This is a genomic window from Planktothrix agardhii, from assembly GCF_904830935.1.
In the GTDB taxonomy this organism is placed as follows: Bacteria; Cyanobacteriota; Cyanobacteriia; order Cyanobacteriales; family Microcoleaceae; genus Planktothrix; species Planktothrix agardhii.
This window is the reverse complement of record NZ_LR882952.1, coordinates 1573668-1590378: the sequence shown is the minus strand read 5'-3', so window position 1 is coordinate 1590378 and position 16711 is coordinate 1573668. Positions and strand designations below refer to the sequence as shown.

The 16711-nt window shown below is 37.3% G+C and carries 14 protein-coding genes; 7 read left to right on the top strand and 7 right to left on the bottom strand.

Annotation, left to right across the window (positions count from 1 at the left end; all coding sequences use genetic code 11):
• The first annotated feature begins 23 nt into the window (after positions 1 to 23).
• Both NMG88_RS07545 and NMG88_RS07540 read left to right on the top strand, forming a co-directional pair.
• Positions 24 to 2792, top strand: coding sequence for a hybrid sensor histidine kinase/response regulator (locus NMG88_RS07545; RefSeq protein WP_042153182.1), 2769 nt, complete (start codon positions 24 to 26; stop codon positions 2790 to 2792).
• A gap of 49 nt (positions 2793 to 2841) precedes the next feature.
• Positions 2842 to 4119, top strand: coding sequence for a sensor histidine kinase (locus NMG88_RS07540; RefSeq protein ID WP_026788923.1), 1278 nt, complete (start codon positions 2842 to 2844; stop codon positions 4117 to 4119).
• 22 nt (positions 4120 to 4141) lie between these two features.
• Here the strand turns inward: NMG88_RS07540 and NMG88_RS07535 are convergent, their stop codons facing one another.
• On the bottom strand, positions 4142 to 4705 hold the full coding sequence (locus NMG88_RS07535; protein ID WP_202806319.1) for a GAF domain-containing protein: 564 nt from the start codon (positions 4703 to 4705) through the stop codon (positions 4142 to 4144).
• Between the two features lie 114 nt (positions 4706 to 4819).
• Between NMG88_RS07535 and NMG88_RS07530 the strand changes: the two genes are divergently transcribed.
• The 5 genes from NMG88_RS07530 (at position 4820) to NMG88_RS07510 (ending at position 8760) form a co-directional block, all read left to right on the top strand.
• Complete coding sequence (locus NMG88_RS07530) at positions 4820 to 5611, top strand: mechanosensitive ion channel family protein (RefSeq protein WP_235751237.1); 792 nt, start codon at positions 4820 to 4822, stop codon at positions 5609 to 5611.
• Positions 5612 to 5689: 78 nt separating this feature from the next.
• Positions 5690 to 5833, top strand: coding sequence for a hypothetical protein (locus NMG88_RS07525; protein ID WP_026788925.1), 144 nt, complete (start codon positions 5690 to 5692; stop codon positions 5831 to 5833).
• A gap of 177 nt (positions 5834 to 6010) precedes the next feature.
• Entirely contained in the window at positions 6011 to 6919 is a 909-nt protein-coding gene (locus NMG88_RS07520; RefSeq protein WP_027255076.1) for a J domain-containing protein, read from the top strand.
• Positions 6920 to 7174: 255 nt separating this feature from the next.
• The gene (locus NMG88_RS07515; RefSeq protein WP_027255075.1) at positions 7175 to 8407 is read left to right on the top strand and encodes an ATP phosphoribosyltransferase regulatory subunit; all 1233 of its coding nucleotides are present in this window, start codon (positions 7175 to 7177) and stop codon (positions 8405 to 8407) included.
• A gap of 125 nt (positions 8408 to 8532) precedes the next feature.
• The gene (locus NMG88_RS07510) at positions 8533 to 8760 is read left to right on the top strand and encodes a ferredoxin family protein (protein WP_026788929.1); all 228 of its coding nucleotides are present in this window, start codon (positions 8533 to 8535) and stop codon (positions 8758 to 8760) included.
• Positions 8761 to 9140: 380 nt separating this feature from the next.
• Here the strand turns inward: NMG88_RS07510 and NMG88_RS07505 are convergent, their stop codons facing one another.
• From NMG88_RS07505 to NMG88_RS07480, 6 genes are all read right to left on the bottom strand, one after another.
• Positions 9141 to 10709 carry an NAD(P)H-quinone oxidoreductase subunit N gene (locus NMG88_RS07505; protein ID WP_042153167.1) on the bottom strand — a complete coding sequence of 523 codons (1569 nt, stop codon included), beginning with the start codon at positions 10707 to 10709 and terminating at the stop codon, positions 9141 to 9143.
• A gap of 458 nt (positions 10710 to 11167) precedes the next feature.
• Entirely contained in the window at positions 11168 to 11959 is a 792-nt protein-coding gene (locus NMG88_RS07500) for an SDR family NAD(P)-dependent oxidoreductase (RefSeq protein WP_227365981.1), read from the bottom strand.
• Positions 11960 to 12044: 85 nt separating this feature from the next.
• Positions 12045 to 12572 (bottom strand): pentapeptide repeat-containing protein, encoded by a 528-nt coding sequence (locus NMG88_RS07495; protein ID WP_081846345.1) that lies wholly within the window; start codon positions 12570 to 12572, stop codon positions 12045 to 12047.
• 262 nt (positions 12573 to 12834) lie between these two features.
• Positions 12835 to 13752 (bottom strand): ABC transporter permease, encoded by a 918-nt coding sequence (locus tag NMG88_RS07490; protein ID WP_235760440.1) that lies wholly within the window; start codon positions 13750 to 13752, stop codon positions 12835 to 12837.
• Positions 13753 to 13761: 9 nt separating this feature from the next.
• Positions 13762 to 14718 carry an ABC transporter permease gene (locus tag NMG88_RS07485; protein ID WP_254035270.1) on the bottom strand — a complete coding sequence of 319 codons (957 nt, stop codon included), beginning with the start codon at positions 14716 to 14718 and terminating at the stop codon, positions 13762 to 13764.
• A gap of 65 nt (positions 14719 to 14783) precedes the next feature.
• Positions 14784 to 16565, bottom strand: coding sequence for a peptide ABC transporter substrate-binding protein (locus NMG88_RS07480; RefSeq protein WP_254035808.1), 1782 nt, complete (start codon positions 16563 to 16565; stop codon positions 14784 to 14786).
• Positions 16566 to 16711: the final 146 nt, after the last annotated feature.

Here is a 16711-nt window from a genome sequence, read left to right as displayed (position 1 = left end):
ACATTATTAATTTTGAATACCCAATGTTTCAAAAACTTCCCCTTCGCTTTATTTTAATTGTTCCATTTGTCTTACAAATTTTTGCTGCGGTTAGTTTGACGGGATATTTGTCTCTAAGAAATGGTCAAAAAGCGGTAAATAATTTAGCAAGCAAGTTACAGAATGAAGTCAGTAGTCGCATTTATCAACACTTAAATAGTTATCTTTCTATTGCACCACAACTAAATCAAATCAATGCTAATGCGATCGAAACAGGAATCCTTGATCCCGATAATTTAACTCAACTCGTACAGTTTTTTTGGAAACAGCGAGTTACTTTTGATATTGGTTATGTATTATTAGGAACACCGACGGGAATTTTTTCTAGTGTTGGTAATTATTTTGGAGATCAAAGAATTACCTTCGATACTACTGACCTCCAAAATTATGGCAATTCTTTGATGCACACTTTTGAAATCAATACTCAGGGAAAACCATCAAAACTCATCTTAAAAAGCCAGAAAGATCATTTTTTTAAAAAAGAAGGATGGTATGCCGCCGGAGCCCAATTAGAAAAACCCACCTGGAGTAAAGTTTATAACTGGGAAGTTGAACCCTTTCCCCTTTGTATTGCGGCTAGTCATCCCTTATTTGATGATAATAAAAAATTAACTGGTGTCTTGGGTGTAGAAATGCGCTTATCCGAAGTGAGTAATTTTTTAGAACAATTGAAAGTTAGTCCTTCCGGTCAAACTTTTATTATAGAACGGAATGGATTACTAATTGCTAGTTCTGGTGATCAAAAACCTTTTATAATTAAACCTGGACAAAAACCGCAAAGATTAAAAGCCATAGATAGTCAACAACCTTTAATTAAAGCCACAGCAAATTATTTAGAATCACAGATTAAAGATTTTCAAACTATTGAAACAACTCAAAATCTCAAATTTTCTTGGAATAATTATCAACAATTTGTGGAAATTACCCCTTGGCGAGATCCATTAGGGTTAGATTGGTTAGTGGTTGTGGTGGTTCCACAATCGGATTTTATGGCAGAAATTGATAGGAATACTCAAACCACAATTTTACTTTGTTTGGGAGCATTAATATTAGCAACTATATCGGGAATTTATACCACTCGTCGAATTACTCAACCGATTTTACACTTGAGTGCTGCATCAAAAAATATTGCCAAAGAAGCTGAACAAGGGTTTAGAGGTGACTTAGTTAAACCTCGAGTAGAAGAACCCACAATTAAAGAATTAGGAATTTTAGCCCATGCTTTTAATCAAATGATTCAACAGTTACAAGATGCTTTTGTTAGCTTAGAACAGGCAAATAAAGCCCTAGAAAAACGGGTAGAAGAACGGACAATTGAACTGAAAACCGCCAAGGAAAAAGCCGACGCTGCTAATCAAGCAAAAAGTGAATTTTTAGCTAATATGAGCCATGAGTTACGCACTCCCTTAAATGGAATTTTGGGTTATGCTCAAATTTTACAACAATTAGAGCCTCTGACGGCTAAAGGACAGAAAGGGGTAGAAGTTATTCAACAATGTGGGTATCATTTATTAACCCTGATTAATGATGTTTTAGATCTATCCAAAATTGAAGCTCGCAAAATGGAACTTTACCCCTCGGATTTTCATTTTCCGGCATTTTTAGAAGGGGTAGTCGAAATGTGTAATATCAAAGCTGAACAGAAAAAAATTAAGTTTAATTATCGACCTCAAGAGGGTCTTCCAATTGGAATTAAAGCCGATGAAAAACGTCTGAGACAAGTATTAATTAATTTATTGGGAAATGCAATTAAATTTACGGATCAAGGCAGTGTAACCTTTTCAATCCAAGCTATATTTATCCCAAAATCTTCTATATGTCGCCTAAATTTTCAAATTAAAGATACTGGAATCGGGATGAGTTCAGAACAATTATCCCGAATTTTTATGCCATTTGAACAAGTAGGAGAAATAAAAAGAAACACGGAAGGAACAGGTTTAGGATTAGCGATTAGTCAACAAATTGTTTCCTTAATGGGAAGCCAACTTCAGGTACAAAGTCAAGAAGGAGAAGGGAGTATTTTCTGGTTTGATGTGGAATTATCAGAAGCCAAAGAATGGGCAAATACCTCTCGTAATATTCAAAAAGGAAACGTTACCGGATATCAAGGAGAACAAAAAACTATTCTAATTACTGATGATAATTTGGCAAATCGTTCTGTGATTATAAATTTATTAGAACCGATTGGATTTAAAGTTATAGAAGCCAATAATGGTCAGGAAGGATTGCAGCAAGCGATCGCAATTCTCCCCGATTTAATTATTACTGATTTAGTCATGCCTGTGATGGATGGATTTAAGTTTATTAATCTGTTGCGCCAATCGCCAAAACTAAAAGATATTATGGTGATTGCTTCCTCTGCTAGTGTATTTGATAGCGATCAACACCGCAGTTTAAATGCCGGAGCGGATGGGTTTTTACCTAAACCAATTTCAGCCGATTTATTACTGGATTTATTGCAAGTTCATCTAAAATTAGAGTGGATTTATATTTCCTCTGACCCTCTCGTTAAAAATCTGAATCAATCCGTAGATACTCAACCAGAAAATCCGAAAATTCCGGTTGAAATCCTATCCAGATTATATGAATTAGCTCAAGAAGGGGATGTAGATGGTATACTAGCGGAGGTAGCTCTGATTGAAACGAGTCATCCAGTTTATTCTGCCTTTACTCAACAAGTAATCCAACTTACAGAAAACTTTCAACTCAAAAAGCTGCGAGAGTTGTTGAGTCAAACCCTCAGCCAATCTTAAACCCTGGATATTTCTCATACAATTCAAATAAAATTCCCAACTTTTATCTATGCAAGACCTTGGTTTTATCTTAATTGTTGATGACAATCCCACTAATTTAGCCGTTTTATCCCAAACTCTAAAAAGTGCAGGATTTGCTGTGCGAGTAGCTGAAGATGGAGAAAGCGCTTTACAATTAGTTGCACGGAAACCACCCGCCCTAATTTTATTAGATGTACAAATGCCTGGTATTGATGGGTTTGAAACTTGCAAAAAATTAAAAGCTGATCCAAAAACCCAAGCAATTCCGATTATTTTTTTAACGGCTTTAACGGATGTTCAAAATAAAGTCAAGGGACTTTCTTTGGGGGCGGTTGATTATATTTCTAAACCCTTTGAACAGGAGGAAGTTTTAGCTAGGGTGCGGGTGCATTTACAACTCAAAAATTTGACGGAAAACCTAGAACAACTGGTTGCGGAAAGGACGGCAGTTTTAGAACAAGCTCAAGTTCAATTAGTTCAACAAGAAAAACTTTCAACTCTCGGACAATTAGTGACAGGAATTGCCCATGAAATGAATAATCCGATTAGCTGTATTGTCAATAATATTCCTCCGGCTCAGGAATATATTCTCGATATAAATCATATTTTAACTTTATGTCAAAGCCATTATGATCAGCTACCAAAACCCATACAAAAAGCGATAATTGCAACGGATTTAGATTTTGTTTTGGATGATTTAAACAAACTGCTGAATTCCATAAGATTAAGCACTGATCGAATTCAAGATATTTCAATTTCTTTAAGGAATTTTGCCCGTTCTGATGCCTCAATTAAGGTTTTATTTGATATTCATAAAAGTATTGATAGCACTCTGTTAATTTTGAGTCATCGCCTCAAGCCATTAGGAGAAAGAGCCGCTATTCAATTAGTTAAAGAATATGGTGATTTACCGCTTATTGAATGTTATCCTGGTCAACTGAATCAAGTCTTTATGAATATTTTAGCAAATTCTATTGATGCGATTGAAGAAGCGGGTAAAAATGGAGAATTTGATCATCATATTCCTATAATTAAAGTTGAAACTACACAACCCGATTCAAAATCAGTTTTAATTAAAATTTCTGATAATGGAATTGGCATGACCAAGGAAATTAGTCAGCGAATTTTTGAACCTTTATTTACTACAAAACCTGTCGGTCAAGGAACTGGATTAGGATTACTAATTGTTAATCAAATTATTGAAAGACATCATGGTAAACTCAATCTATATTCAACACCAAGAGAGGGAACAAAATTAGAAATTATACTTCCTTTGAATGAGCAACAGGCAATAGACAGGATATAAAATATTAATATTGGCTTTGTTCCTACCTCTTTAAATTCAGAATTTCTGGTGCAGTAGATAGGGTTTCTGCGGCGGTTTTCAACAGTTCAAATTCCGAAGCACTCCAAAGATGAGGAAATCGACAATGATGAGCAATTAATAAACCCCAGAGTTCGTTATCAACAATCACAGGAACAACTAAATTAGCCCGCACATAAATACTGCGTAAAAAGTTTTGATGACAGGGATGAATAGCTGCGGTTTCAATATCGGAGATCGCTCGAATTCTTCCCTGTTGATACAATTGAGCATATTCCTGATTAAAACAATCATCTGCACCCGTAGAACCATAGATTGAGAAGATTGGTTGACTCGAAGATTCAAAGGTAACTTGTCCTTTCCATTGATAATAAAGATAATATAAAATTACTCGATCACATTGCAGTTGAGTTCTGAGTTTATCCAATTCTGTTTGGACTAAAATATCTCGTCCCATACTGTTTTTTAACCGCAGTGCAAACCGTTGTAAACCGGGATCACCTGAATCGGGTTGATTTTCTCGATCTTCGATACTATTGAATCCGTTAGGGGTTGGAAAAGAATTCATGTAGAACCAGTAAAATCATATTTCAGTTGAAAATTATATCATAAACTGATAATATTAAGCTAATGAATCAGCGAACTTGAATTAAATTTTAGCTTTTCTTTAGATTTATAACTTATGCTAACAGCCGAACAACAAAGGGAATTATTGATTAAATTAGCTGAATCAATTATCGGGTTAGGAATTCAATTTTTAATGGCAATTCTGATCCTGTTAATTGGTTTATGGGCGGCAAAATTTATCCAAAATCTCAGTAAACATCTGATGATCAAGGCTCAACTAGAGCCAACTCTAATTAGATTTTTTGTCAACTTAATTTATATTGCCATTGTTACCTTTGTAAGTTTAGCAGCACTGGGACAACTGGGAATTAAAACCACATCATTTATTGCGGTTTTAGGCGCTGCTGGGTTAGCTATTGGTTTAGCTTTGCAGGGGTCTTTATCTAATTTTGCTTCGGGTGTATTTATGATAGTTTTTCGCCCGTTTAAAGTCCATGATTATATTGAAGGTGGGGGAGTAGAGGGAATAGTTGAGGAAATCCAAATTTTTACTACCCTGTTAAAAACACCCGATAATAAAACAATTATTATTCCCAATAGTAAACTCTACGGGGATAAAATAGTAAATCACTCAATTCAACCTATCCGTAGGGTTGATATTAAGTTGAATTTAAGTTATAATACGGATCTGGATCAAGTTAGAGAACTTTTTACTAATTTAGTTCAAACTGATCCACGGGTTTTATTAGAACCGATACCCGATATGGAGATTCAGGAAATAGCTGCGGGTGGGATTAAAACATTATTAACGGTTTGGGTGATTAATTCTGACTATTTTCGGGTACGTTCTGATCTGAATCAAAGCCTGAAACAGATGTTAGATGGGAGTGAGATTCAATTGGTTTGATCCCTTTGTTGTTAAGGTACGATCGCCAAAATTAGAATTATTTGTGTTATAACTACTCATAAGAGTTAGGCATAAAATATGGCATCCGACTTAGATCGTGGAATCATGAAATTTAAAGGGGCGGACAGTCCCACGGCAATTATTATTTCTTCTGTGCTGGTTTTGGGAGGTATCGGCGTTCTAGTTTGGTGGGCAATGCAAACAGCCTATTCTCTGTCTTGATCAGGAACTATAACGGATATTGATATTAATAAATCAATCTCCATTACTATTTTAGCAACTGGGTTTCTAACAGAAATCCGGTTTTTTTTTAATAATAACTGTTGGAAACGGGTTATATTAAGATCAATAGGTGCGATTAATCTTCGTCGTAAATCTAGGCAAGGAAAGCAAAACAGTATGTTTGAAATTAAACAAGGGTTATTTCAGTTTGAGTTTATGGATAATCACGGGATTTTAGGGGTTTCCCTAGAAGCCGAATTTGACGATATCCGCAAACGCTATATGCAGATCGCCCGTCGTTTGCATCCTGATACCTGTCCCTTTGAGAACCCCCAAGATCGTGATTTAGCCAAGCAATTGTTAGCTAAATTAGTCAGTCCGGCCTATAATCAGTTTTCTAAGGAAGCTGAACGTAAGGAATATACACTGCTATTAAAAACCATTGGCGATCGCATTGTCAAAGAACAGCATCACCTCAAACCTCAAACAGAAGCCGGTCAAAAACTTCTCCAAGCCTCCGATTATCAAAATGCCTATGAAAGCGCAATTAAAGCCTTAGCAAAACATCAATATGAATCCCCTGAAAAAGTCTTAGATATTACGGGTCAAATTAGTGATTTAAACCTGGTTTACTTGCTTCGTAAAAATCAAAAAAGTGCCGCGTCTCCATCTCCTAAAGTTCCTGAAACAACTCCCACCCAGCACTCAGCAATACCTAAAAAAGATTCCTTTGTTGAACAAGCCTGTCACCGTGCCGAACAGTTAATGGCTAGTCAAAACTATACCCAAGCGGCTTCAGAATTAAAAGACGCCATTAAACGGGAACCTGATAATAGTCATTGTCATGGTTTATTAGGGTTAGTTTATTTAAAACAAAATCAACCCAAACTAGCTACTCCCCATATTAATCGGGCTTTACAACTTGATCCCAAACAACCCCAAGCCCTAGAAGCTAAAAAAGAACTAGAAAAGTCCACAACTTCAGCCGGGACAAAATCCAAAACTGGTCAACAAACTGCTAAAAAGTCCGATAAATCCTCCGGTGGTGGGTTATTTGGTGGGCTATTTGGCGGGAAGAAAAAATAAAAATTATCGCCAGTTAGTTTCTGATACAGGGAAAATAGCCGAATATTTATTTTTCCCCCACTGGTTCTGGGCAACATTGATTATTATAGTTTCTAGTTTAATTTTTTGGGTGAGTTTGAATATTGCCTATGGCTCCAATGATTAAAAATCACAGTTTTAATTAATTTTTAGTTTGTGGGTAACAGAATAGGGTATCGTAGGGAAAGTTACAAATTTATCGGTTTGTAACTCTATGTTAATTCTTAATTCTCAAGTATGGTTTATCAACCCCCGTCGGGTGCGCGAGATTTACTTCCCCTCGATGTTGCTCAAAAAATTTGGATTGAAAGGCGCTTACAACAGGTGTTTCACCTTTGGGGCTATCATCGAATTATTACCTCCACTTTAGAACGGTTGGACACCCTCATGGCTGGAGGTGCGGTACAACCCTCAACCGTCATTCAACTGCAAGATGCTGAAAATCAGGGTCTAGGACTGCGCCCCGAATTAACCGCATCCATCGCCAGAGCCATTGCGAGTCGTATGGGCAAACTACCATCATGGCCCCAACGCCTCTATTACAGTGCCAATGTCTTCCGTAAAGGCAAAGCCCTTGACCACGGACAACAGTTAGAATTTTATCAAGCGGGTGTGGAACTTTTGGGCGCTGGTGGGTTACGCGCTGATTCAGAAATTCTGTTATTGTTGCGGGACTGTCTGCAAACCTTGGGGCTAAATAATGCCGATTTAATTATCGGAGAAGCGGGTTTAACTCAATCGTTATTATCACCTTTTCCTGCTAAAGAACGGGAAAAAGTTAGAACTGCGATCGCTAATTTAGATAGAATTGGTTTAGAATCCCTATCACTTTCTTCGGAACTTAGAGAGCGAGCGTTATTTTTATTTGATTTACGCGGTCGTCCCGAAACAGTATTATCCCAAGTTTCTCAACTAGATTTAGATTCTTTCCAACGGCAAGCAGTTAATAACCTAAAATCCTTAATGGAATTATTGCACAAATGTTGGGAAAATTCTGAAGTTCAACCCTCAATTACCCTGGATTTAAGTTTAGTTCAAACCTTTGATTATTATACCGGAATTGTGTTTATTGCCGTGAGTGATACCGCATCTGGAGCAAGGGTATTGGGACAGGGAGGCCGTTATGATCAACTACTAGGACTGTATCATCCCCAAGGACAAAGCGAACCGGGAATTGGGTTTTCTTTGAATACTGAAAACCTGCATCAAGTATTATTAGGACGGGGTGAACTCCCCCATCAAACCCCCGCCAGCGAATGGTTAGTGGTGGCGCAAACTCCCGAAGCATATGCAGCCGCCTTTGCCTATGCCAGTCAGTTAAGGTGTTCTGGTGATTTATTACGGGTGGAAGTGGAGTTAGGACATCGGGAAACCCCCGAAGATATCCGCGACTATGCTCGACGTCGAGGTATTGGTCAAATTGCCTGGATTAATATTAACGGCGACCCCAAAATTGAAGAAATTCTTTAAGTTTAGAGTGGGAAAAGGGAGAAATTTCTAATTCAGTTTAGAACAATTCCATCCTTTCTCTCCCTAACAAATTCTCTAATAATTAACCAAAATTAAATCTTATTTTCAACTCGGAGAAATTAACCATGCCCCATAGTATTGTCACTAATATTTGTGAAGGTGTTGCCGATTGTGTTGAGGCTTGTCCGGTTGCCTGTATTCATGAAGGGCCGGAAAAAAATATCAAAGGAACAGATTGGTATTGGATTGATTTTTCCACCTGTATTGACTGCGGAATTTGTCTACAAGTTTGTCCAGTAGAAGGGGCAATTGTAGCAGAAGAACGCCCCGAATTACAGAAAACTCCCAAATAAAATCCGCTAAAATTTAATCCCAGAAACCCGGTTTTGTCAAACAATCCTTGTCGGATTTTTATCAAAATATTTAATCCTATCCTTACAATCCATCCATTAGTCCCATGATTAACTCCTAACTCAAATTAAAGAATATGTCTTTTAAAGGTTATCTACATGATATCCCTCTTCTGTCACTCTCCCAAAACTTTTGCCATTTCTGGATTATAGAGCTTTTGCAGGCGAGGCGATCGCAAGATTTCTTTCTACCAACAAATACAAACCTGATAGTTTTATCCTTAAACTTTAATTCCTATTATAAACCCCCCTAAAATAAAAATAGGGGGGAGGGGGGAAACAAAAGATCAAAGTCCCCATTGTTAATAGGAATTTAAGGGTATCTAATCTCGTTGGGAAATTAACGGAGATTTTGTTAGATGAGCAACGGTTTTTGTTTTCACCAATACACCGTCAAACATGGTGCTATGAGTAATAGCTTCGGTGGATAAGGTAAATAACGGATTTGATAAAATCCCCGCCAAAGAAGTTGCTACCAAAGTTAAAACTAAACCCACTTGTAGGGGACGCATTCCAGGTAAATTCCACTGAACTGCGGGATAGTTTTTCACCACATCCGACATTTCTTGGGGTTCTTTGACCACCATCATTTTTACGACTCGAATATAGTAATAAATCGAGATCACACTGGTGACTAAACCCAGCAATACTAAACTATATAGACCCGCTTGCCAACCTGCCCAAAACAGGTAAATTTTGCCAAAAAATCCAGCTAAGGGGGGAATACCACCCAGGGATAATAGACAAATACTTAAACACAGGGTTAATAGGGGATCTTTTTGATACAATCCACTATATTCACTAATTTGATCGGTTCCGGTTCTCAAGGAGAATAGAATCACACAAATAAAGCCACCCAAGTTCATAAACAGATAAATCAACAGGTAGAATACCATGCTGGAATATCCCGCTTCGGTTCCGGCAATTAACCCAATCATCACAAACCCGGCTTGGCCAATGGAAGAATAGGCTAACATCCGTTTCATGCCAGTTTGCGCCAAGGCTACCACGTTTCCTAAGATCATACTCAGGATGGCTAAGGCGGTGAATACAAAACGCCATTCGTCGGCAACGGTGGGAAAGGCGTTAATTAGTAAACGAATGGCTAGGGCAAATCCTGCGGCTTTGGAACCGACGGATAAAAATGCCACCACTGGAGTTGGTGAACCTTCATAAACGTCCGGTGTCCATTGGTGAAAGGGAACCGCAGAAATTTTAAAAGAAATTCCAGCAATTACGAAAACTAAAGCGATAACCACCGCTAAAGATTCGCCATTTGATTGGGCTAAAACCTTGGCAATTTCGGTTAAATTGGTTTGACCGCCCGATAGTCCATATAGTAGGGATAAACCATAAAGAAATACGGCGGAACTGGCGGCTCCAATTAATAAATATTTCAACGCAGCTTCATTGGAACGGGGGTCACGTTTGGTATATCCTGTTAATAAATAAGAGGAGATACTTAAGGTTTCCAAAGCCACAAAAATGGTGACTAATTCATTCGCCCCGGAGAGGAACATTGCCCCTAATGTTGCGGTTAATAGAATGGCGATAAATTCAGCTAAGGCGGTTCCCGTCTGTTCAATGTAGCGAATGGACATTAAAATAGTGACGGCTGAAGTTATGGCAATAATCCCCCGAAACACGATACTTAGATCATCGCCATTGAAACTCCCGAGGAAGGCGATGGTATTCCTATTGTCCCATTGAGTGTATAATACCCCGACGGAAATCAGTAAACCCGCGATCGCCGCATAAGGTGTCCACAGAGAAGACCGACTGCGCCCGACAATTAAATCACCCACCAACACCACCAAGAGGGTAATAATCACAATCCCTTCTGGCCAAATAACCCCAGTATTCAACTGGGCTACAAGAGTCGAAAAATCCATAGTCTAACCTAAATGGATAATACCGTTTACAACTAATGGGACTTTGAGAATTCCTCTCAATTCCCAATAATTTGACCACGTTTTAACATCTGTTTAAGGATAGCAGACAGGGGCCTCCGTAGTAAGCCCTTCAGGGCTTAATCCCCTAAACCTAATACTAATAAATTTAATTTCTTGTTATTGGTTTTGGGTTTTGTTACTAATTCTGGGGAATGAAGCCCTAAAGGGATTACTACTTTAATGAATTGTAATAGTTTTAATAAAAATACATTTATTGGCAAGATATCGCTTTTTCAAACCATTTTTCTCCTTCATAACGATCAAAACAAATTGCGCCCATTAAAGTATAAGGATGATGACTTGATGGCTGAACTTCCATACTTGTAATCCTAAAAATATAAGGACTAGCAAAAATTAAATATTTTTTAGCCATTTGATATAATACAATTTGGGTATTTTTAATTCAAAATTAACTGCATTAATCCAGGGAATAATCGATAGGTTTCTGTTGCTAATAGGGCTGGCCCTACCACCACTTCAGCTTGTTTTTTCTGCACCGCATTCCAAATCGCTTGAGCAATATCTTCCGGTTGACTTACCCAAGTCGAAGCTAAAGCGGAGTCCAAGCGTTGACGTAGTTGTTCAATTTCTAACCCATCTTCTCCCCGAAATTGCGCTCTTTCGAGGAAATTACTATTAATAATCCCCGGATGAACAGCACAGACATTAATTCCTTTTTTTTGCACTTCCAACCTCAAGGATTCTGTGAGTCCTGTCACCGCATATTTACTAGCACAATAAGCTGCCATTTGGGGAAGGGGCATTTTCCCGCCAAAAGAACCAACATTCACAATTGTTCCTTGTTTCTGTTTCAAGAAATGGGGTAATAATGTATGAATCATATTTACATAACCAAAGAAGTTTGTATTCATTAATTCATGCCAATCTTCTAGGGTTGTATGTTCCACCGATGCGGTCAAACAAATTCCAGCATTATTTACTAAAACATCAATACTTTCATAATAATCTAAGGATTGATTGACTAAATATTTAACCTGCTCAATATTAGTTACATCTGTCGGAATCGCTAGGGTAGAAACCCCTAAAGATAAAACTTCATTGGCTAGGGTTTCTAAACGTTCCGATTCCCGGGCAGCTAAAATTACATTATAGCCTTTTTTTGCAAATAATAAAGCTGTTGCTTTACCCGTTCCTTGAGACGCACCTGTAATCAAAACTGTTGATGTCATATAAATAGGTAATAGGTAATGGGTAATGGGTAATGGGTAATGGGTAATAAACTGATGACTGATGACTGATAACTGATAACTGATGTTATCTTCTGTTATTACATTTGACGCGCTGACTTTCTATTGTGTAATCTCGCGGAATGCGGGTTAAATCCATTCCGGGTCGGAAAATTGTGGCTGCATCCCAGAGTTTTGCTCCAGTTAAGTTAGCTCCAGAAAAATTAGTTCTTTCATCAATAATTGCTCCACTTAAGTCCGTTCTACTTAAATCTGCGCCACTTAAATCGACTCCACTTAAGTTAGCATCGACAAAATTAGCAAAGGAAAAATTAGTGTTTCTCATGGTGCTATTGGAGAGGTTTGCACAGGTAAAAAATGCTCCTCGGAAGTTGGCATCATTAAAATTAGCATTGCTCAAATTAGCTTGTCTCAGTTGAGCATTAACTCGGCTTTGCTTGCTTAAATCTGCCCCTTGTAAATTACATCCTTGACAGGAGCGAGCATTACCTTTTAAAAAAACAGCCGGATCAGTTGTATTAGATTGAGCCACCGTTGAGGCTGCAAAAATAACGGGTGTAAACATGGCTAAAATTGCCAATAATTTATATTTCATGGTTGACTATGTTTAATTTTATAACTTAATTAATAACACATAAAATCCATCATGTCAATTCTTAGGTAAAACTTGATTTTCTTGAAATTGAAAGGGGGGACAAGCGGGATCGGTGGCAACTTTAAGAATATTAGAAGTTTTCTTATCGGGTGCAAATATTGAATTACAAGCTATAATTAAACTACGATAGCGTTTCGCAAGAGTGCGAATTCTGGTCTTGAAATCATCTTAGAAAAAATTGTGTATTTTACATAACAATAAATTAATGAGATTGGGGATCTAAAGCATCCCTTAAACCATCACCTACTGCGTTAATACTCAAAACCGTTAAAAAAATCGCTAACCCTGGAAATAAAGCTAAATAGGGAGCGGTTTCTAAATAGTTTTGAGCATCATAAAGCATTCTTCCCCAGGTAGGAACATCGGGGGGAAATCCTAATCCTAAAAAACTCAAAGTTGATTCTGTAATAATCGCAGTTCCCACCGCTAAAGTCGCTGCTACAATTACCGGACTTAAAACATTCGGGAGAATATGTACCCAAATTAATCGCCGAGAAGACGCACCAATAGCTTTAGCTGCGGTGACAAAATCCTGTTCTCTTGTGGTTAGAAAACTCGCCCTAACTAATCGCGCCACCGACATCCAATTTAACCCACCAACTACTATAATAATTAATAGGAAAATCCCGACTTCTGGCCCGACAATTTGTTTGATAGATTCTCGAAATAAATAGATTACTAATAATAATACAGGTAATTGGGGTAAAGAAATAAATAAATCTGTTAATCGCATTAGCAAACTATCAATAATTCCTCCATAAAATCCGGCGATCGCCCCTACTAATGTTCCGAATAAAATTGCTACCGCCATGGCTGCGACACCAACGGTTAAAGAAACTCGTCCTCCTATTAATAAACGGGCTAATTGATCCTGTCCTAAATCATTAGTTCCAAAAGGATGTTTTCCCGTTGGCGGAGAAAGGGAATTAACAAAATCAATTTCTGTCGGAGAAATTCCATAAATCCCAGGGCCAATAATTACAGATAAAATCATTAATCCTAAAATAATTAATCCTAAAAAGGCGATTTTATCCCGTTTAAACTGTCGCCAAGCAGTCTGAATTAGGCTTCTAGGTTGGCGGTTTTTGGAAGTTGTTTTTGAAGGTTTAATTACAGTCATAGTTAATAATTAATATTTAACTCTAGGATCTAAAAATCCATATAAAATATCAGCAAATAAGTTGAAAATTACCACTAAAATTGCATAAACCATCGTAATTCCCATAATTACCGGGGTATCACTGCGAAAAATTGAATCAATTAATAACGCTCCAATACCGGGAATCCTAAACACCTGTTCGGTGACTAATGATCCAGCAAATAAACCTGGAATTTGTAAAGCAATTAAGGTTACGACCGGAATTAAGGCATTTCTCAAAATATGACCATTAATTACATTCAATTTTGGTAAACCTTTAGCATAAGCGGTACGAACATAATTTTGATTGAACTGTTCTAAAAAAGAAGAACGAATAAACCGCATTAAAATTGCAGCTTGATAGAATCCTAACACACAAACGGGCATAATAGACTGTTGGATTTGTTGCCAAAATGTTTGTAAATTTGTCACTTCTAAGGTACTATTATAAATAAAAGGAAGCCATTTAAGTTGAACACTGAAAATAATAATAAATAGTAACCCGGTAAAAAATGTGGGTAAGGAAAACCCAATAAAGGAAACCGTTGTGATAATTTGATCCCAAAAAGAATAGCGTTTTAATGCCGAAATAATCCCCAAAGGAAAGGCGATTAAAACCGCTAAACTATAAGCCGCGCCCATAATCCAAAGAGTTGTCGGTAAACGTTGGAAAATTAAATCCAAAACCGGGCTACGACTGGTAAAGGAATAGCCTAGATCTCCTTGTAAAAATGCCCAAATCCATTTTAAATACCTGATCGGAATCGGTTGATCTAAACCTAGCGATCGCTTAATATTTTCTCTAACTTCGGGTGTAATTGAAGGATTATTAGCAAATTCTCCCATCGGATTACCGGGAGCTAATGCTAGGATTAAAAACACTACCATACTAATAGCTATTAGGGTGGGAATGGAGGTTAAAATCCGGTTAATTAGGTATCGGGTCATGGTGGGTTAATTAAGAAATAATAATAAAATAAAAGATAGCCCTGAAGGGCTTACTACGGGGCTTACTAGGGGGTCTTTTTCCAATCTTTGATATTCCAGACGGTTAAATCCCAAGGGGTTAATTCTACGCCCGTTAAATTTTTATTGACTCCTTCAACTTCCGCCCGATGAATTAAGGGAATCACAATATAATTATTAACTAACATATCATTCATTTTAATCCAGATTTTTTTTTGTTTTTCGGGGTTAATTTCAGTGGTCGCTTGTTTCCAAAGTGCATCATATTCTGGGTTACAATAGCGAGAATAATTATTCCCTATCCAATTATTCGCTTTTTGCGGAATTTGATCACAGGTATAGGTTTTTAAATAAGATGTAGGATCGGGATTCGTATTTCCGGTACTAAATAATTGTAAATCCGCCGCAAATCTTTCTGTAGTATCAGGATTAGCAGGATCACCGGAAAAATATACACTGGGATCAATATTTTTGAGTTCTACTTTCATTCCTAATTTCTCTAAGGATTGTTTGATCACTTCTTGGGTTTTTTGCCGTAAAGGATTAACGGAAGTTTGAAAAACTAAGTTCATTTCTACCCCATTTTTATCTCGAATCCCATTATTATTGGTATCTTTCCATCCCGCTTCATCTAATAGTGTTGCGGCTTTTTCTAAATTAAATTTATAGGTGGTATTAGGAGAAACAACTTGAGCCGGATTAACTACAAAATTAGAAGTAGATTTTCCTAAAATTCCATAGAGTTGATTAGCAATAATCTCTCGATTGATTGCTAAACTTAAAGCCTGACGTACTTTAGGATCACTAAAGAAAGGATGGGGGAATTTTAAACTCGATCTTTCTCCATCGGGTGTAGTTTTATTCGGATCGGTTTGATTAATCAAAATTCGTTCCATTAATGCTCCAAAATTAGAAACAATCTTACCTTTTCCCGTCGCTTCTAAGGGTTTTAAAACATTAGATTCTACCTGAAGATTATAGGCATAATCCGCATCTCCTGTCTGCAAGACTGCCCTGGCTGCTGATGCTGCATCCCCTCCCCCTTTTAACTCTAAGCGTTCAAATTCTAACTGTTTGGCTTCTCGAAAATTGGGGTTAGCTTCATAAACAACCACATCCCCAGGTTTAAATTCTACTACTCGATATGGCCCAGTTCCTATGGGTTTTAAATTACCAGGTGCTTGTCGAGCATTTTCTCCATTATAGCCTTGAAAAATATGACGAGGTAAGATCATTCCTTCAGTTCCTACAAACACAGAATACCATCCAGGGGTTACGGATTTAAAGTTAATTTTTATGGTGTGATCATCAATTTTTTCAATATTTTTAATAATCTCATACGTCCCAGATGTGGTAGTTCCAACTTTGGGATTACTAATAAATTCATAAGTAAAAATTACATCATCTGCTGTAAAGGGTTTACCATCAGACCAGTTAACATTTTTTTTCAGTTTCCAGGTCACTGATTTACCATCTTTAGCAATTCCTCCATTTTCTAAGGTCGGAATTTCTGCGGCTAAGAAAGGCACTAATTCTAATTCATTGTTGAAACTGGCTAAGGGTTCTAAAGTAATCCGACTAGCTTCGGAATCTTTGAACCCTGTTGATAAATGGGGATTCAGAATAGTTGGTGCTTGCCAATATAATAATTTTAGGTTTTTTTCTGCGGGTTGCTGATTAGAATTAGTGGGATTAGTTGAGCTAGAATTTGGAGAAGACCCACAGGAACTTAGGGTTAAACTAATCAGAGAAATCAACAGAGAAAATTTATAAAAATTCATAGAAATTGTAGAAAAGGGCGATCGCATTCTGTACTGAGTATGTTTCATTACCATAGTGAGGCATTTATGCCTCTATTCTCGAATTTCGTTAATTCTATTACCGTAGTGAGGCATTTATGCCTCTATTCTCGAATTTCGTTAATTTTATTACAAAATTTTACAAAAACACCGCTTATACTTGACAAAAGCATAAC